Source organism: Paenarthrobacter sp. NPDC089307 (assembly GCF_040685055.1).
GTDB lineage: Bacteria > Actinomycetota > Actinomycetes > Actinomycetales > Micrococcaceae > Arthrobacter.
Window position 1 is genome coordinate 452,518 of the sequence record NZ_JBFBHE010000002.1, and the last position, 17,999, is coordinate 470,516.

General features: G+C 63.6%; 13 protein-coding genes and 1 pseudogene. 10 read left to right on the forward strand and 4 right to left on the reverse strand.

Features of this window, described 5'->3' with window-relative positions; genetic code table 11:
- The first annotated feature begins 94 nt into the window (after positions 1-94).
- The 6 genes from mmsA to AB0N72_RS05960 all read left to right on the forward strand — a co-directional run bounded on the left by mmsA (position 95) and on the right by AB0N72_RS05960 (position 7,615).
- Complete coding sequence (gene mmsA / locus AB0N72_RS05935; RefSeq protein ID WP_363930035.1) at positions 95-1,651, forward strand: multiple monosaccharide ABC transporter ATP-binding protein; 1,557 nt, start codon at positions 95-97, stop codon at positions 1,649-1,651.
- Positions 1,652-1,696: 45 nt separating this feature from the next.
- A complete protein-coding gene (gene mmsB / locus AB0N72_RS05940) occupies positions 1,697-2,968 on the forward strand; it encodes a multiple monosaccharide ABC transporter permease (RefSeq protein WP_363930036.1) in 1,272 nt (423 codons plus the stop codon).
- A 71-nt stretch (positions 2,969-3,039) separates the two neighbouring features.
- Complete coding sequence (locus AB0N72_RS05945; RefSeq protein ID WP_363930037.1) at positions 3,040-4,137, forward strand: sugar-binding protein; 1,098 nt, start codon at positions 3,040-3,042, stop codon at positions 4,135-4,137.
- A gap of 188 nt (positions 4,138-4,325) precedes the next feature.
- Positions 4,326-5,771, forward strand: coding sequence for an FtsX-like permease family protein (locus AB0N72_RS05950; protein ID WP_363930038.1), 1,446 nt, complete (start codon positions 4,326-4,328; stop codon positions 5,769-5,771).
- Between the two features lie 2 nt (positions 5,772-5,773).
- Complete coding sequence (locus tag AB0N72_RS05955; RefSeq protein WP_363930039.1) at positions 5,774-6,466, forward strand: ABC transporter ATP-binding protein; 693 nt, start codon at positions 5,774-5,776, stop codon at positions 6,464-6,466.
- Between the two features lie 78 nt (positions 6,467-6,544).
- Positions 6,545-7,615, forward strand: a complete 1,071-nt coding sequence (locus AB0N72_RS05960) for a Gfo/Idh/MocA family oxidoreductase (protein ID WP_363930040.1) — start codon at positions 6,545-6,547, stop codon at positions 7,613-7,615.
- Positions 7,616-7,643: 28 nt separating this feature from the next.
- Here the strand turns inward: AB0N72_RS05960 and AB0N72_RS05965 are convergent, their stop codons facing one another.
- Positions 7,644-8,084 carry a DoxX family protein gene (locus AB0N72_RS05965; RefSeq protein ID WP_363930041.1) on the reverse strand — a complete coding sequence of 147 codons (441 nt, stop codon included), beginning with the start codon at positions 8,082-8,084 and terminating at the stop codon, positions 7,644-7,646.
- Between the two features lie 105 nt (positions 8,085-8,189).
- Here AB0N72_RS05965 and AB0N72_RS05970 point away from each other — a divergent pair, with 105 nt between their 5' ends.
- A complete protein-coding gene (locus tag AB0N72_RS05970; RefSeq protein WP_363930042.1) occupies positions 8,190-9,299 on the forward strand; it encodes an FAD-dependent oxidoreductase in 1,110 nt (369 codons plus the stop codon).
- 124 nt (positions 9,300-9,423) lie between these two features.
- Here the strand turns inward: AB0N72_RS05970 and AB0N72_RS05975 are convergent, their stop codons facing one another.
- Complete coding sequence (locus AB0N72_RS05975) at positions 9,424-11,643, reverse strand: NADP-dependent isocitrate dehydrogenase (protein WP_363930043.1); 2,220 nt, start codon at positions 11,641-11,643, stop codon at positions 9,424-9,426.
- Positions 11,644-11,897: 254 nt separating this feature from the next.
- Here AB0N72_RS05975 and AB0N72_RS05980 point away from each other — a divergent pair.
- Positions 11,898-12,897: pseudogene (locus tag AB0N72_RS05980) on the forward strand (hypothetical protein).
- Positions 12,898-12,997: 100 nt separating this feature from the next.
- Here AB0N72_RS05980 and purH read toward each other — a convergent pair.
- Positions 12,998-14,668: a bifunctional phosphoribosylaminoimidazolecarboxamide formyltransferase/IMP cyclohydrolase gene (gene purH, locus AB0N72_RS05985; protein WP_363930044.1), complete on the reverse strand. Its 1,671-nt coding sequence runs from the start codon at positions 14,666-14,668 to the stop codon at positions 12,998-13,000.
- Between the two features lie 290 nt (positions 14,669-14,958).
- Positions 14,959-15,780 carry a hypothetical protein gene (locus AB0N72_RS05990; RefSeq protein ID WP_363930045.1) on the reverse strand — a complete coding sequence of 274 codons (822 nt, stop codon included), beginning with the start codon at positions 15,778-15,780 and terminating at the stop codon, positions 14,959-14,961.
- A gap of 345 nt (positions 15,781-16,125) precedes the next feature.
- Between AB0N72_RS05990 and AB0N72_RS05995 the strand changes: the two genes are divergently transcribed.
- Together AB0N72_RS05995 and murQ are read left to right on the forward strand one after the other, a co-directional pair.
- Positions 16,126-17,070: a BadF/BadG/BcrA/BcrD ATPase family protein gene (locus AB0N72_RS05995; RefSeq protein ID WP_363930046.1), complete on the forward strand. Its 945-nt coding sequence runs from the start codon at positions 16,126-16,128 to the stop codon at positions 17,068-17,070.
- Positions 17,045-17,995: an N-acetylmuramic acid 6-phosphate etherase gene (murQ, locus tag AB0N72_RS06000; RefSeq protein ID WP_363930047.1), complete on the forward strand. Its 951-nt coding sequence runs from the start codon at positions 17,045-17,047 to the stop codon at positions 17,993-17,995. Before AB0N72_RS05995 ends, murQ begins: the two co-directional genes overlap by 26 nt.
- Positions 17,996-17,999: the final 4 nt, after the last annotated feature.

Consider the following 17,999-nt stretch of genomic DNA (forward strand, 5'->3'; position numbering starts at 1 on the left):
CGACAAGATAGGTGATCCAGTTTACTTTTTCATCAGACAGCTCCGCCGTTTGCGGGGCCGACAACGAAGTCATGCATTGGAGGCGTAAGGGCTGATGACAACCCTCGACACGCAAGGCGAGCCCATCCTTTTGGAGATGCGCTCCATCACCAAGGAATTCCCTGGAGTGAAAGCCTTGTCGAATGTAAGCCTGCGCGTAATGGCCGGCGAGATCCACGCTATTTGTGGTGAGAACGGTGCAGGCAAATCCACGCTGATGAAGGTCCTGTCCGGGGTTTACCCCTACGGCAGCTACACGGGCGACATCGTGTACCAGGCCGAGACGCAGCAGTTCAAGGACATCCGCGCCAGCGAGGCAGCGGGCATCGTGATCATCCACCAGGAACTGGCACTGATCCCGGAACTGTCCATCATGGAGAACATCTTCCTTGGCAATGAGCCCACAAAGTGGGGCGTCATTGACTGGGCGGAGGCACGTAAGCGCTCCCTCGAGCTCCTTGCGCGCGTTGGCCTGCGGGAAGACCCGGACACCCCCATCAAGGAAATCGGCGTCGGCAAGCAGCAACTGGTGGAGATCGCCAAGGCGTTGAACAAATCCGTGAAGCTCCTGATCCTGGACGAGCCCACGGCAGCATTGAACGAATCGGACTCCCAACACCTGCTGGACCTGATCCTCGGCCTCAAGGGCCGCGGCATCACCTCGATCATCATTTCCCACAAGCTCAACGAGATCGAACAGATCGCGGACGAAATCACCATCATCCGCGACGGAAAGTCGATTGAAACACTGAACGTCAAGCGCGACGGCGTGGACGAGGACCGCATCATCAAGGGCATGGTGGGCCGGACGCTTGAATCCCGCTTCCCGGACCACGAGCCCAAGATCGGCGAGGTCTTCTTCGAGGTCAAGGACTGGACCGTGGGACACCCGCAGATCCAGGACCGGCTGATTTGCAAGGGCTCCAACTTCTTTGTGCGTCGCGGCGAAATCGTTGGCTTCGCAGGCCTCATGGGCGCCGGCCGCACGGAACTGGCTCGCTCGGTGTTCGGCCACTCCTACGGCCGGTTCATCAAGGGCCAGATCTACAAGGACGGCAAGCCGATCCAGATCCGCAGCGTCCGCGCCGCGATCGACGCCGGACTCGGCTACGTGACCGAGGACCGGAAGTCGCTGGGTCTGAACCTGCTGGACGACATCAAGACGACCACCGTGGCGGCCAACCTTCGCGCCATCAGCAACTACTCGGTAGTGGATGACCGCAAGGAATTCAGCGTCGCGGAGGAATACCGGAAGTCGCTCCGGACCAAGACCCCATCGGTTGAGGAAGGCGTAGCCAAACTCTCCGGTGGCAACCAGCAAAAGGTGGTGCTGGCGAAGTGGATGTTCACCGATCCGGACCTGCTCATCCTGGACGAACCCACACGTGGCATTGACGTCGGCGCCAAGTATGAGATCTACGGCATCATCCAAAGGCTGGCGAACCAAGGCAAGGGAGTGATTGTCATTTCCTCGGAGCTTCCAGAACTCCTGGGCCTGTCCGACCGCATCTACACCATCTTCGAAGGCGCCATCACCGGTGTCCTCGACAAGAACGAAGCAAGCCAGGAAAGCCTCATGAAGCTGATGACTTCCTCCCGCAAAGCAGCTTGACCCTTTGGCCCAGCCCCGCCCCTTCCTGACACAAGGACCAAAACAATGAACGCGCTCAAGAAGCTATTTGGTGGCAATACCCGCCAGTTCGGCATGATCTTCGCCCTGGTGGCACTCATCGTCTTCTTCCAGATCTTCACCGACGGCCGCACGTTGACCCCCGGCAACGTGATCAACCTCTTCAACGGCAACTCCTACATCCTCATCCTGGCCATCGGCATGGTCCTGGTCATCATCGCCGGCCACATCGATCTCTCTGTGGGTTCCGTGGCAGCATTCGTGGGCGTGTTCGTAGCCCTGGCAATGCGCGACTGGGGGCTCCCCTGGTGGGCGGGCGTCCTGTTCGGCTTGCTCCTTGGTGCTGTGATTGGCGCCTGGCAAGGATTCTGGGTGGCGTACGTGGGCATCCCTGCGTTCATCGTGACGCTGGCAGGCATGCTCCTCTTCCGCGGTTTCAACCAGTTCGTGGGCAAGTCCAACACCATCCCCGTTTCCAAGGACTTCCAGTTCCTCGGCTCCGGCTACTTGCCTGAAATCGGACCGAACACGGGCTTCAACAACCTCACGTTGCTCCTTGGCATCCTTGCCGCAGCGTTCGTCATCATCATGTCCCTGCGTGCCCGCGCCGCGAACAAAGCACTGGGTGCCGACGTTCCCGAGCTCTGGGTTGAGGTCACCAAGCTGGTCCTGATCTGCGGCGCCATCCTCTACGCCACGTACCTTTTCGCCACTGGCCGCCCTGGAACGTCCTTCCCCATCCCGGGCTTGATCCTCGCAGTCCTGGTCCTCATCTACGGCTTCATCGCTGACAAGACGGTCCTTGGCCGCCACGTCTACGCCGTGGGTGGCAACCGCCACGCAGCCGAGCTGTCCGGTGTCCAGTCCAAGAAGGTCAACTTCATGGTCATGATGAACATGTCCGTCCTGGCAGGTCTTGCCGGCATGATCTTCGTTGGCCGTTCCACGGCATCGGGTCCGTTCGACGGCGTGGGCTGGGAACTGGACGCCATCGCCGCCGTCTTCATTGGTGGCGCTGCCGTTACCGGTGGTGTTGGTACGGTGATCGGCTCGATCGTCGGTGGTTTGGTCATGGCAGTGCTCAACAACGGCCTCCAGCTCCTGGGCGTCGGCGCGGACCTCACCCAGATCATCAAGGGCCTGGTGCTCCTGGCAGCCGTTGCCTTCGATGTCTACAACAAGTCCCAAGGCAAGCGTTCCATCACCGGCATGCTGCTCAAGAATTTCCAGCGCAACAACAACGAGCTCAAGCCCGACGAAGCCACCTCCACCAGGGAGGTCATCTCCAAGGAAGCCTGAGCGGTTTCACTTCACACTTCTCCACCCAGAAGACTCGCTCCACCCCACCCACACAGAAAGTGACTCAAGATATGCGAATGTTTGGTAAAGCAGGAAAGGCAGCAGCAGTCGCTGCCATCGCGGCACTGGCGCTGACAGCCTGCGGCCGCACTGACAGCGGCTCAAGCAGCAGCACAGCAGGCGGGGAAGCGTTCCCCAAGGACTCTTTGATCGGCGTCGCACTTCCGCAGAAGACCAGTGAAAACTGGGTTCTCGCGGAGAAGCTGTTCAACGATGGCCTCACCGGCGCCGGCTTCAAGGCCGACGTCCAGTTCGCCAACGGCGGCGTGTCCGAGCAGCAGAACCAGATCAGTGCCATGGTCACCAAGGGTGCCAAGGTCATCATCGTGGGAGCCATCGACGGCGCCCAGCTGGGTACGCAGCTCCAGCAGGCCAAGGACTCCGGCGCTACCGTTATCGCCTACGACCGCCTGCTCCTGAACACGGACAACGTGGACTACTACGTGGCGTACGACAACTTCAAGGTTGGTGTGCTCCAGGGCCAGGCCCTGCTGGACGGCATGAAGGCCAAGAAGGCAAGCGGTCCGTACAACATCGAGCTCTTCGCCGGTTCCCCGGATGATGCCAACGCCAAGGTGTTCTTCAACGGCGCCATGAGCGTGCTGAAGCCGAAGATCGACGACGGCACCCTCAAGGTAGTCTCCGGCCAGACCTCGTTCGAGCAGGCCGTTACCCAGGGCTGGAAGCCGGAAAACGCCCAGAAGCGCATGGACGCACTGCTCTCGGGCAGCTACGGCACCGCTGCCCTGGACGGTGTCCTGTCCCCGAATGACACCCTGGCCCGCGCGGTACTGACCTCCGTCCGGAGTGCAGGCAAGCCGCTCCCCATCGTGACCGGCCAGGACTCCGAGGTTGAGTCCGTGAAGTCGATCATGGCTGGCGAGCAGTACTCCACCATCAACAAGGACACCCGCAAGCTCGTTGAGCACGCCATCACCATGGTGAAGGACCTCCAGGCTGGTAAGCAGCTGGAAATCAACGACAAGGACTCCTACAACAACGGCGTCAAGACCGTTCCGGCCTTCCTCCTGCCGCCACAGATCGTGACCAAGGAGAACGTCAAGACGGCATACGTCGACGATCCGGTATTGGGCCCGATCACCAAGTAACACCGCTTTTTCACAGCACGGGAAGCCCCGGTCCGCCACTAGGCGGGCCGGGTCTTTTTCTGTGTTCAGCCGGGATTTCACAGCCCACGCATAGCTTCGGCTGGTGCGCCGCACAGCAGCACTCAGCAATGTTGGACCTGCAGCCCGCGCCGTGTGGGCCGACAAACTTGCAGGTCCAGAGGAGAAACGTGAGCGTCCTTGCCCGGAGCGTAGGCAATGCCTTCCGCAACAAAATCAGAACGGCGGCGGTGGTCGCCGTCCTCGCCGTAGCAATCGGCTTGGCGTTGGCCATGCTCGTGGCCAACCAGGCCGTGGGGGCCAAGGTCCAGGAGCTTAACGCTTCAGTTGGGACCACCTTGACGGTGAACCCCGCCGGTGGGCAAGGTTTCGAAGGCGGCGGCGAACCACTGACGACGGCGCAAGCCCAGACGGCGGCATCGGTCGCCAATGTGACGTCGGTGGTGGGAACGAAGGCCCTGCGCCTGCAGACCGCCACAACTGGCACTACCGGCACTACGCAACAGGCCGGCCCGGGTGGGGGCTTCGGTCCCGGCGGCCAGCAGGCGTCGGTCAGCACCAGCCTGACGGCCGCCATCGACGCCGGCACATTGGGCAACCGCAACAACGCGAACGGAAACACAGGCACCACCGGCGCCACAGCCCAGCCCGCACGATCCCTTCCCATCACGGCTACCGGTATCGGCGCGGAGGTGGACACCACCGGCAAGGCCTTGAATATCACCAGCGGCACCGGCTTGGGCGACTACACCACGGCCGCGGAGAAGGCTCTGGTGGGTACTTCGTTGGCGGAAAAGAACAACTTGAGCGTCGGGTCCACGTTCACCATCCAGGACAAGTCCTTCACCGTTGCAGGCATTTTCGACGCCGGAACAGCGTTCGGCAACAACGCCGTCTACGTGACCCTCCCCGAAGCCCAGACCCTGGCCGCTACACCCGACGAACTCTCAACCATGATCGTCACGGTCAACAGCATGGAGAACGTGGACAGCACCAAAACGGCAGTCCAGAGCGCGCTCGGTGCGGACAAGGCGGACGTCACCCAGGGCCAACGGAACCTGGAAACCGCCGTCAGCTCCCTGGACAGCGTCAAGGGCATTTCCATGGTTGCCTTCATCGCGGCCCTCGCGACGGCCGGGATCATCATCCTCCTGATCATGGTCATGCTGGTCCGCGAGCGCCGTCGCGAAATCGGTGTGCTGAAGGCCATCGGCGCCCCCAACCGAACCATAGGACTGCAGTTTGTGCTCGAGTCACTGGTGCTCGTAGCCATGGGCAGCGTAGTAGGCGCGGTCATTGCCTCGTTCGCCAGCGGCGGCATCGCGTCGGCGTTGATCAGTTCGAATACCACCACGACGGCGGCACCCACCCAGCGTGCGGGCGGCCTCGCCGGTGCCGTGCCAAACGGCGCTATCCCCGGTGGCGGGGGTTTCGGTGGCCGTGGCGGTGCGTTCGGCGGGGCTTCGCAACTGCTCACCTCCGTTACCGCGAGCGTCTCCCCCGGCGTCCTTGCAGCGGGCATCGCAGCTGTGTTCGCCGTCGCCATCATCGGCGCGCTGGTTCCGGCGCTGCTGACCGCACGTATCCGTCCCATCGAAGTACTCCGAGGAGAATAGCCGTGATTGAAGTCAAAGACCTGGTCCGCCAATTCAAGTCCGGAGACCGGACCATCAAGCCGGTCAACGGTGTGAGCTTCGAACTCGAAAGGGGCTCGTTGTCATCCATCGTGGGCAAGAGCGGCAGCGGCAAGAGCACACTGTTGTCCCTCCTGGGTGCGCTCGACAAGCCCACGTCAGGGGACGTCGTCGTGGACGGCGTCAGCCTGGCGGGGCTGCCGGACGGCAAGCTGACCGAGTACCGCCGGCGGGACATCGGGTTCGTGTTCCAGCAGTTCAACCTGATCCCGAACCTCAGTGCCGTGGACAACGTCATGCTGCCCATGGAGTTCGCGGGTGTCCGCAAGGGGGCGAGGCTGAACCGGGCCAAGGAGTTGCTGGAGCAGGTGCAGCTGGATCCTGAAAAGCACTCGCGCCGTACCAACCGGCTGTCCGGCGGGGAGCAGCAGCGCGTGGCGATTGCGCGGGCGCTGGCCAACGAGCCCAAACTCATCCTGGCCGATGAGCCCACCGGCAACCTCGACGAGCAAACCGGTGAGCACATCATCGAACTGTTGAGCTCGTTGAGCCGCGATCACAACACCACCATCCTGGTGGTTACGCACGACCGCACCCTGGCGCAGAAAACGGAACGCTGCTTCCGCCTTCAGCAAGGCCGGCTCACCGAGGAGGTCAGAACCGGATCGCGTCGATGACCTTGACGCGATGAATGGGTTGTCCCCTACGGCGACGGGTTTCTCCGGTTACTTTCGGGAAGTGAGAGGATGTCACTCATGACTCTTCCTATCGCCGTGCCGTGGTTGTCCTCGCAAAGCAACAAAGATCCCCGGGCAGGCACAGGGAGGACTCTGCGGTGGGGTGTAGTGTCCACGGGAAACATCGCCAACAGCGTCTCCCAGGACCTGTCACTGTTGGAGGACGCGGAACTTTACGCCGTCAGCTCCCGCACGCAGGCTGCCGCGGACGCCTTCGCCCACGAGGTGGGGTTCGCCAAGGCGTACGGAGACGACGCCGGGGTACCCGGCTACCAGCGTTTGGTGGAGGATCCCGCAGTGGACGTGGTCTACGTGGCAACACCCCATGCCCAGCACTTCCATATTGCGTCGGCGGCCTTGCGTGCCGGGAAGCATGTGCTGTGCGAGAAGGCCCTCACCATCAACGCCCGGGAGGCCGCGGAGCTGGTAAGGATCGCCCGTGAGCAGAACGTGTTTTTCATGGAGGCTGTGTGGAGCCGCTTCCTGCCCAGCATGCAGCGGGCTTTTGAGATCGCGGCATCCGGTGAGCTGGGGCAGCTCCAGTGGGTCAGCGCGGACCTTGGATTTCCGGCACCATATGATCCTTCAGCCCGTATTTGGGCCCTCAACGACGGTGGCGGCGCGCTGCTGGACATCACGGTGTATCCCTTGCTGTGGGCGCTGGGTACACTCGGCTTTCCCCAGTCCGTCACTGCGATTGGTGCGCTGAACGAGGACGGAGTGGACACGCAGAATGCCCTGACCCTCGGCTACGACACAGGTGCCCAAGCTCAACTGACCTCATCCTTGATGGCGCACGGGCCCAGGACCGCGACCGTGGCAGGAGGACTCGGATTCCTGCAGACCGTGGGTTCAGTGAACAATCCCCGCGAGCTGCTTGTCAGGATTGGCTGGGACGAACCGCGGACCGAGCGCTTCGACGTCGCAGGCACCGGGTACACGTACGAACTCCGCGAGGTGACGCGCTGTGTTCAGCAGGGACTCACCGAAAGTCCGGTGATGCCGCTTGAAGACTCGATCAATGTGATGCGCCTCTTCGACGGCGTTCGATCACAGCTGGGGGTCCGCTATCCGAACGATGCCCGCTGATGTTAACCCGCGCGGGTTAAGCCGAAGGTTACGCGCCGCGCCTGCCCGGCTGCCTTGCCAGTTTGCGGTCAAGCGAGAACGCACCTGAGCCCAGGAAGACAAACGCCACGGACACGGCGAAGTAGATAATGAGCAGCTCCGCGGTCACGCCTGCCTTGTCCGTGAGCAGCGGCTTGCCGGCTTCGGTCACGAACCAGATCCCGGCGAACATGATGGCGGCCAGGAAACCAGCCACGCGGGTCAGCGCTCCGAGGACCAAGAGCAACCCCAGGCCAACTTCCCCGGCAATCACCAGCCAGGCCACAATCTCGGGCTTCTGCACGCCCATGGCTGCTACGGACGCGGCGAAGGCAGCATGTCCGGCCATGAACTTCTGGATCCCGTGGACCATGACGAGGGCGCCGAACACTACGCGCAGGATGGTGACACCACGGGCGGAGGACTGGGGTGAGGGGTGAAGGAATTTCACGGGTTCCAATCTTCCATGCCCACCCGCCAGACGCCAACCCCGTCAGTGGGGGCAGAATGGGAGGTGGCTCTGGTTGGAGCTGCGGACTTTGTGGATGGAGCAGGCATGCAGGTTGACGTTGTAGTTGTTGGCGGAGGAGCAATGGGATCGGCTGCCGCGTGGCAACTCTCCCGCGCGGGCAGGTCGGTGGTCCTGCTGGAACAGTTCGAGGCCGGCCACCACATCGGCGCCTCCCACGGTGCCACCCGCAACTTCAACACCGCCTACGCTGAGGCCGACTACCTGGACCTCCTCGCTGAGTCCAAAGTCCTGTGGGACGAGCTCGCGGCCGAGCACGGAGCACCCCTGCTGGACCTTGTTGGGCTGGCAAACCACGGCAACATCCCCAAGCTGGAGCGGGTCCGGGAAGCGCACCAGGAACGCGGCATCGAAAGCTATTTCATCTCCGCTGACGAGGCCGCCAGCCGGTGGCAGGGCATGAACTTCGCCACGGATGTCCTCTTCGTGCCGGGATCGGGCCGGATCCGTTCGGCTGATGCGTTGGTTGCGCTCCGTAAATCTGCGGAAGCCCACGGCGCGGTTTTCAACTACTCGACGCCGGTCCGGGACATCCGCCTCGACGGCGCCGAATCAGTGGTGGTGGTGACGGAAGAGACCGAGTACACGGCAAGCCGCGTGGTGGTGACCGCGGGCGCATGGACCCCGAAAGTCCTGAAGGACCTCGCCAAGCTGCCTGCCCTGGTGGTGACGCAGGAGCAGCCCGCCCACTTCACACCGACGGACAACACGTTGGTGTGGCCAAGCTTCAACCACAACCCGGACCCCGATCCCAACAACGAGCTCTACGAATACTGGTTCAGCCCCGTCTACGGAATGCTTACTCCCGGTGAAGGAGTCAAGGCCGGCTGGCACGGCGTTGGGCCGGTCATGGACCCGGACGAGCGCACGTTCGAGCCCATCCCCCAGCAGCTCGAAGCCTTGGTGAGGTACGCAGAAGAGTGGCTTCCCGGCGTCGACCCTTCCACTGCGGTTCCCATCAGCTGCACCTACACCACCACGCCCAACGAGGACTTCGTGCTGGACAGTTTTGGCCCGCTGGTGGTGGGAGCTGGCTTCTCGGGGCACGGGTTCAAGTTCACTCCGGCCATCGGCCGGGTGCTGAAGGACATCGTCGACGGCGGGGTGGCACCTGAGCGGTTCCGCGCCACCCGCTAGGGAGTTTTTGTACAGCTAACGCCCTTTAGAAGGGCTTTTAAGGGCGTTATCTGGACGAAAACTCCACGGCGGGACGAAAAAAGTCCCCGCAGGCATGGCGCCTGCGGGGACTTTTTTACGGTGGCTACTTCAGGGTCGCGAGGACCTTGTTGAACGTAGCGGACGGGCGCATGATCTCAGCGGCCTTACCGGCGTCCGGGCGGTAGTAGCCGCCAAGGTCGACGGCGGGACCCTGGACTGCGGCAAGCTCGCCGACGATTGCCTCTTCGCTGGAGGTCAGGGCATCCGCGATCGCGGCGAAGTCCTTGGCCAGCTCGGCATCTTCGGTCTGCTTGGCCAGTTCCTGGGCCCAGTACATGGCCAGGTAGAAGTGGCTTCCGCGGTTGTCCAACTCACCGACGCTGCGGCGCGGAGACTTGTTTTCCAGCAGGAACGTACCCGTGGCGCGGTCCAGCGTGTCAGCCAGGACCTGTGCACGCGCGTTGCCCGTGGTGGTTGCCAGGTGCTCGAAGCTCACGGCCAGGGCCAGGAACTCGCCCAGGCTGTCCCAGCGGAGGTGGTTCTCCTTGACCAGCTGCTGGACGTGCTTGGGAGCGGAGCCGCCGGCGCCGGTCTCGAACAGTCCGCCACCGTTGATCAGCGGAACGATGGAGAGCATCTTGGCGCTGGTGCCGAGCTCGAGGATCGGGAACAGGTCCGTCAGGTAGTCACGGAGGACGTTGCCCGTAACGGAGATGGTGTCCTCACCCTTGCGGATGCGCTCCAGGGTGAAGGCCGTGGCCTCGACCGGGGAAAGGATCTTGATTTCCAGGCCCTCGGTGTCGTGGTCCTTGAGGTACTCGTTGACCTTGGCGATGAGGTTGGCGTCGTGCGCGCGGCCCTCGTCCAGCCAGAACACGGCCGGGGTCTGGGAGGCGCGGGCACGGGTAACGGCCAGCTTGACCCAGTCGCGGACCGGGATGTCCTTGGTCTGGCAGGCGCGCCAGATGTCACCCGGGAAGACCTGGTGTTCGGTAAGGACGGTTCCCTTGCTGTCCACGAGCTGGACGGTGCCGGCAGCCTGGATCTCGAAGGTCTTGTCGTGGCTGCCGTATTCCTCGGCTGCCTGGGCCATGAGGCCCACGTTGGGAACGGTGCCCATGGTGGTGGGATCGAACGCACCGTTGGCACGGCAGTCGTCCAGGACAACCTGGTACACGCCGGCGTAGGAGCTGTCCGGAATAACCGCCAGGGTGTCGGCTTCCTTGCCGTCCGGGCCCCACATGTGGCCGGAGGAACGGATCATGGCCGGCATGGAGGCGTCCACGATGATGTCCGACGGAACGTGGAGGCTGGTGATGCCCTTGTCGGAGTCAACCATTGCCAGCGCAGGACCGTCTTCGAGGCCCTTGGTGATGGCTGCCTTAACACCCTCGCGGACGTCCTCGGGCAGGTCTTCCAGGCCGCTGAGGATGGCTGCGAGGCCGTTGTTCGGGCTGATGCCCGCAGCGGCGAGCTGCTTGCCATAGGTGTCGAACAGCTCGGAGAAGTAGGCCTTGACCACGTGGCCGAAGATGATGGGGTCGGAGACCTTCATCATGGTGGCTTTCAGGTGCGCGGAGAAGAGGACGCCCTCTTCCTTGGCGCGGGCAACCTGTGCCTTGAGGAATTCGTCCAGGGCATCGGCGCGCAGGACGGTAGCGTCAACGACTTCGCCGGCCAGGACCGGGAAGTCCTTCTTGAGGACCTTGGTGGTGCCGTCTTCGCGGACCAGCTGGATGCTCAGGGCGTCATCAGCCTTGATGACAACGGACTTCTCATTGGAGCGGAAGTCGTTCTCACCCATGGTGGCAACGTTGGTCTTGGAGTCCGCGGACCAGGCACCCATGGAGTGCGGGTTCTGGCGGGCGTAGTTCTTCACCGACAGCGGGGCGCGGCGGTCCGAGTTGCCTTCGCGCAGGACCGGGTTCACAGCGGATCCCTTGATCTTGTCGTAGCGGGAGCGGATGTCCGTCTCGGTGTCCGAGGAGGGGTTGTCCGGGTAATCCGGGAGGGCGTAGCCCTGGGCCTGGAGCTCGGCGATGGCAGCCTTGAGCTGCGGCACGGAGGCGCTGATGTTGGGCAGCTTGATGATGTTGGCTTCCGGCTGCTTTGCCAGTTCGCCAAGCTCGGCAAGGGCGTTGCCCGTGCGCTGCTCTTCAGTCAGGAAGTCACCGAAGACGGCAATGATGCGGCCCGCCAACGAAATATCGCGGGTCTCCACCTCTACCCCTGCGGTCGAAGCGTACGCTTCCACAATCGGCAGGAATGAGTAGGTAGCCAGCATCGGCGCTTCGTCTGTGTGGGTATAGATAATCTTGGCCATTGGCGGGGTTCTCCCTGAAAGTCTGCAGATTTCAACACTCCTAACTTACCCGAGTAGACGGTTTTGGCGGCTCTTCGTGTCCGGGATCACGTGTTCGTTACCGGGTTCCGGCGATTAACGCGCGACGGCGACCGGCCCGCCGCCCCGACGTGCCGCCGTCGTTCGCTCCCTCCCGGAGCACGACAAGAAAGTGACAGCAAATTATCACGGTCGCCATCACTGGCCGCCTCACTCCCTCGATAGGTAGGAACAACGTGACAAAAACCAAGACCCTGGCCACAAGCCTGCTGAGTCTGTCCGCTGCCGCAATCCTGGCGCTGGTTGGAACCACCAGCGCCAACGCAGCACCGTCAAAGGACGCGGACACCAGCGGCGCAGCGGTCAGCAGCCACGCAGTGTCCGACGCCGGCGCTGCGGATTACTGGACGCCGGAACGCATGAAGAACGCCAAGTCCGGTGACATCCTCGGCGCCAAGGCGCTGGAACGCGGACGGCTGCTCAACCCCGGCAAAGCGCCGGCCACCGAAGCCCCGGGCGCCATCAGCAGCATCGCGGGCCAGCCTGCGGCCACCGACTCCACCACGATCGACCGCAAGGTCAACCAGAGCGAGACGCCGGTCAAGCACATCGGCAAGATCTTCTTCACGCTGGGCGGCTCCAACTACGTCTGCTCCGGCAACTCCGTTACAGCGGCCAACAAGAGCACAGTGTCCACCGCCGGCCACTGCGTCAATGAAGGCCCGGGAGCCTACGCAACCAACTTCGTCTTCGTGCCCGCCTACCTCAACGGCGCAGCACCCTACGGGAAGTGGACGGCAAAGGCGCTGTACTCCCCCACCCAGTGGGCTTCCAACGGCAACATGCAGTACGACACCGCGTTCGCCGTCATGAACACGCTCAACGGCCAGAAGCTCGCGGACGTCGTTGGCTCCTCCGGCGTCCAGTTCAACGCCGCGCGCGGCCTGAGCTACAAGTCCTTCGGCTACCCGGCAGCTTCTCCCTTCAACGGCGAATCCCTCAAGAGCTGCTCCGGGCCGCCACCAACGATCCCTACAACCCGCAGTTCGCCACCCAGGGCATCCCTTGCAACATGACCGGGGGTCCTCGGGTGGTCCGTGGTTCATCGGCAACAGCTCCACCGGCTACCAGAACTCGGTCAACTCCTACGGCTATGGCAGCAACTCAACCACCATGTACGGCCCCTACTGGGGCACCGTGATCCAGTCCACATACAACACCGCAGCGGCCTCGTAAGCGAATTAGCAAGTCCCTGTTAAGTACGACGGCGGCCGCCCCCTTCCGGGGGCGGCCGCCGTTGCGTTGTGCTGCTTTGGCCCTTTGCGGCCGGAGTCTTCTAGTGGAAGAAGTGGCGTGCGCCCGTGAAGTACATCGTGATGCCTGCAGCGTTGGCTGCAGCGATGACTTCCTCGTCACGGACCGATCCGCCGGGCTGGACAACAGCCCGGACGCCGGCGTCGATCAGGATCTGCAGGCCGTCGGCGAACGGGAAGAACGCATCCGAGGCTGCAACGGCACCGCGGGCGCGCTCAGGTGCGTCGGCACCGTCGGCGTTGGAGGCGCCGCCAGCACCTTCGACGTCGGACTCCACCGAAACGCCCAGCGTGTTGGCGCGCTCGACGGCAAGGCGGCACGAATCCAGGCGGTTGACCTGGCCCATGCCGATGCCTACGGCGGCACCATCATTGGCGATCAGGATGGCGTTGGACTTTGCCGCACGGCAAGCGGTCCAGGCGAAGGCGAGGTCCGCCAGGGTCTTCTCGTCAGCGGCTTCTCCGGCGGCGAGGGTCCAGTTGGCGGGGTTGTCGCCGTCGGCGTCCACCTTGTCGGTCATCTGGACCAGGACACCACCGGAGACCTGGCGCATCTCGGACGGGTAGCGGCCGTAGCCCTCGGGAAGAGCCAGGAGACGGATGTTCTTCTTCTTGGAGAGGATTTCCACAGCTTCGGGCTCGAAGTCCGGAGCGATGACAACCTCGGTGAAGATGTCGGCAACCGTGCGGGCCATGCCGGCGGTGACGGTGCGGTTTGCTGCGATGACGCCACCGAAAGCGGAGACGGGGTCGCAGGCGTGGGCCTTGGCGTGGGCGTCCGCGATCGGATCTGCGGCATCGGCGGAACCGACGGCGACACCGCACGGATTGGCGTGCTTGACCACTGCAACAGCGGGCTCGGCGAAGTCGAAGGCGGCGCGGAGGGCGGCATCGGCGTCGACGAAGTTGTTGTAGCTCATGGCCTTGCCGTGCAGCTGGTCAGCCTGGGCGATGCCTGCCGGAGCAGCCTTGTCCACGTAGAGCGCGGCCTGCTGGTGCGGGTTTTCGCCGTAGCGGAGGACCTCGGAACGCTCCAGCGCCAAGCCCGCGTAGGCGGGCCAGTCGATGACGCCGTCGCCGTCCTCGTCCAGGAACTGGCTGGCGGTCCAGGAAGCAACAGCGTTGTCGTAGCTTGCAGTGTGAGCGAAGGCCTTGGCAGCCAGGCGGCGCCGGGTGTTCAGGTCGAAACCGCCGTGGGCGGCGGCGTCGACAACTGCACCGTAGAAATTGGGGTCAGTGACAATGGCGACGGCGGCGTGGTTCTTCGCGGCCGAGCGCACCATGGCGGGGCCTCCGATGTCGATCTGCTCAACGACGTCATCCTGCGCTGCGCCGGACTTCACGGTCTCGACGAACGGGTACAGGTTGACCACCACGAGGTCGAAAGTCTCGATCTCCATACCGGCGAGCGTGTCCATGTGTGCCGGGACGCGGCGGTCGGCCAGGATGCCGCCGTGCACGCGCGGGTGCAGGGTCTTGACGCGGCCGTCCAGCATTTCCGGGGAGCCGGTGACTTCTTCGACTTCCTTGACCGGGATGCCAGCGGCGGCGATCTTCTTGGCGGTGGAGCCGGTGGAAACGATGGCGACGCCGGCTGCGTGCAGGCCCTTCGCGAGCTCCTCCAGTCCCGTCTTGTCGTAAACCGAGATCAGTGCACGGCGGATGGGAACACGGTCAAGCTGCGTCAAGCTCACAAAAGTCTCCGTCTTAGTTCGCGTAGATGTCGCGGGTGGTGGGGATACGGAGAGTTTATCGTGTTTCGGTGCGTGGCTGGTTTTGCGTCGTGGTTGCTCTTGCGTTGCGGGGCCCACTCCGCACGGGTCCCCACCGAAACACCCTGCACACCCGGCCCCACAAGATGAGGTCTTGCGTTGCGGGGCCCACACCGCACGGGTCCCCACCGAAACACCCTGCACACCCGGCCCCACAAGTTGAGGTCTTGCGTTGCGGGGCCCACTCCGCACGGTTAGTGGTTCACAGGGAATTACGACGCCGGCCCTCGCCACCCGCGCGACACCAACGCCTCGCGCAGCTTCCGTTCGGCGTTGGCCCACCCGCCTTTCATCTGAACCTGGGAGAACCTCAGCACAATCCATCCCGTGGCTCGCAGGCGGTCATCGCGCTCGATGTCCTTCCCCCACTGCACGGGGTCGGAGCGGTGGTGGTCGCCCTCGTATTCCAGTGCAATCTTGTACTCCTTGTATTGGAGATCGGGTGTGGACACGTAGCGCCCAAGCTCGTCGTAGATGGGTTGCGTCACCGCTGGCTCCGGCAGTCCGGCGTCGACGATTTTCACCCGCAACCGCGACTCTTGGGGTGAGTCGACACCCACACGCAACAGCGGCAGGATCTCCCTCGCCATGCGGATTCCTTTGACCTTTGGGCGCCGGTCTACGACCTCTTGAATGGCCTGAATCGAGCTCAGCGGGTTCTCCCGTGCCAGGAGCGCATCGCCCGCGGCTACCAAAGAACCACGCCCCAAATGCCGGGCGAGATCTACCCATGTCCATTCTGGCGAGGTGATTTGGATGCCATTCAACACGCGAACATCCCTCGCCAAGAGTGGAGCACGGTGACCCACCACGCCGCGACGTTTCACTCTCCCGATCTCCTGCCTACGTGTCACGTGGATCAGCCCGTTGTTGCCTTCCTCTTCCAAATAGATGGGCAGCGGCATGGACCACAGCAACGCTGCCGTGACGTGGCTGACCGCGCACCTCGGAGTTATGGCAGTGTGAAGCCGCCCGAGCAGTTCCAAACCTGGCTTTTCGTTCCGGGCAAGCCGAATACCTCGGCTGGGAGTCACCAGCCCATTCGATTGGAGCCTGCCTCGAGGCACACCTGCCGCAAAGGCGTCCGTCACGAGAAAGCCTCGGGGGTCAATGTGGGGCGGCAAAGGGTTGGGCTTCGACATCTGACTATGCTCGCCAAAATCGCTTGCTGGTGTTCGGTTATCCACAGAAATCGACGTATCGACCTTTTGGACTGTTCCTCCACACCCGCGTTGCGGGGCCCACTCAGCAGGGGTTTCCACCCAAACAGCCTGCGCAGCGGGCCCCACAACGAAGGGGGCGCGCGTTGCGGGGCCCACTCAGCACGGGTTCCCACCCAAACACCCTGCGCAGCGGGCCCCACAACATAGGGTTACTCCATGGAATCCACCGAGGTCATTCTTGTCGCCGATGTAGGGAAGAGCCGCTGCCGCGTGGAGCTGCGCAGTGGAACTGAGCTGCTGGGCGCCGCCGACCAACACGGGTTCCCCGGGGTCCACGTTGAGAATGGCCCTGCCCTGGCGTTCGAGCTCCTCGTCGAAACCGTCAGCATGCTCCCGCCAGGGCTTCCGGTCAGCACCCTGACTGGGATCGGGGCAGCCGTGGCTGGCGTTGAGGCTTCCGCGCCAAAATCACGCGAGCTCGCCACGATGCTTTCGCAAAGGTTCGGGGTTCACGCCGCCGTTCTTTCGGACGCAACAGCCGCACAGCTCGGCGCTCTCCAGGGCGCTCCGGGCACTGCACTGATCGTCGGCACCGGGGCTGTCGCCTTTCGTTTTGATGAAGCCGGCGTCCTGCACCGGGCCGACGGTTGGGGGCCCTATTTGGGCGATCGCGGCAGCGGCCGTTGGATCGGCCAGCAGGGTCTCCAAGCGGTTCTGGAAGCGCAAGACGGCGGCCGGGCCACCTCCCTGTCCGCTGCGGCCACAGCCTTGGTCGGCTCGCCGGAACTCCTCCCCGGTTGGCTGGCCGAACAAGAGAACCCCTACCGGGCGATGGCCCGATTCGCGCCGCTGGTTCTGCAGGCAGCGGAGGCGGGTGACGCCGTCGCGCATGACATCATCGGCGAGGCCTGCCGCATCCTGACCCGCACGGTTGAGCTCGCATCCGGCGATGACAGCGGTTCCAAACGGGTGGCGTTGCTGGGCGGAGTGGTCGGTTCGGAGTTCTTTGCCGCGCTCTTGCGCAAGTCCCTCACTTCGGCTGGGATTGAGGTGGTGGCCCCACTGGGCGATGGCTTGGACGGTGCTGCCCTCGCTGCGACACGCCGCGGGCTCATCCAGGAAAGGTACATCCACCGTGACGGAACACACTGGCCCGGCTGACGCGGACAAACTCGCCGGCCTCCGCACGGAACTGGCCGGGTTGCAGACCGAAGCCACTGCCGAGGGCCTGGAAAACCTGGACATCCTGGGCACCGAGGAACTCGTGGCCGCCATGCTTGCCCACAGTGCAGGAGTACACGACGCCGTGGCTGCTGCCAGCGCGGCAATCGTGCAAACGGTCGACGCCGTTGCGGAGCGGCTCCAGCGCGGGGGTCGCCTTCTCTACGTGGGGGCTGGTACCGCCGGGCGTTTGGGTGTGCTGGACGCGAGCGAGTGCCCGCCGACGTTCGGCACCCCGCCGGGACTCGTCGTCGGACTTATCGCGGGTGGGGTTCAGGCGATCCAGAAGCCCGTTGAGTACGCCGAGGACAACGCAACCGCGGGCGCGCGCGACCTGCACGATGTCAACGTGACCGAAGCCGACGCCGTCGTGGGTATTACGGCCTCCGGGAGGACGCCGTACGTGATCGGCGCGCTGGAGGAGGCGCGCAAGAAGGGTGCGTTTACGGCGTCGTTGGCGTGCAATAGGGGCTCGGCCGTAAGTCATCTGGCGGATGCGGCAATCGAGGTTGTGGTGGGTCCGGAGTTCATCGCAGGATCCACCAGGCTGAACTCGGGCACGGCGCAGAAACTTGTCCTCAACATGATCAGCACGCTGGTGATGGTCAAGCTTGGCAAGACCTACGGGAACCTCATGGTGGACCTGCGCGCCACGAACGAGAAGCTGGTTGCCCGCTCCCAACGGACCGTTCAGCATGCCACCGGCGTGTCCGCACAGGAGGCTGCTGCTGCGCTGGACTCAGTTGGCGGCTCGGTGAAGGCCGCGATTTTGGTGCTCCTCACGGGCATCGACGCTGGTCAGGCCAAGGGTGCGCTGGACGAAGCGGGGGGTTTCCTGCGAAGGGCGATCGAGAACCAAAAGTAACGCG

Bases quoted from the DNA above. Each gene is read 5' to 3' on its own strand.
- AB0N72_RS05970 (WP_363930042.1), top strand. From the start codon at position 8,190: ATGCAGGTTGACGTTGTAGTTGTTGGCGGAGGAGCAATGGGATCGGCT.
- AB0N72_RS05960 (WP_363930040.1), top strand. From the start codon at position 6,545: ATGACTCTTCCTATCGCCGTGCCGTGGTTGTCCTCGCAAAGCAACAAA.
- AB0N72_RS05995 (WP_363930046.1), top strand. From the start codon at position 16,126: ATGGAATCCACCGAGGTCATTCTTGTCGCCGATGTAGGGAAGAGCCGC.
- AB0N72_RS05945 (WP_363930037.1), top strand. From the start codon at position 3,040: ATGCGAATGTTTGGTAAAGCAGGAAAGGCAGCAGCAGTCGCTGCCATC.
- mmsB (WP_363930036.1), top strand. From the start codon at position 1,697: ATGAACGCGCTCAAGAAGCTATTTGGTGGCAATACCCGCCAGTTCGGC.
- AB0N72_RS05975 (WP_363930043.1), bottom strand. From the start codon at position 11,643: ATGGCCAAGATTATCTATACCCACACAGACGAAGCGCCGATGCTGGCT.
- mmsA (WP_363930035.1), top strand. From the start codon at position 95: ATGACAACCCTCGACACGCAAGGCGAGCCCATCCTTTTGGAGATGCGC.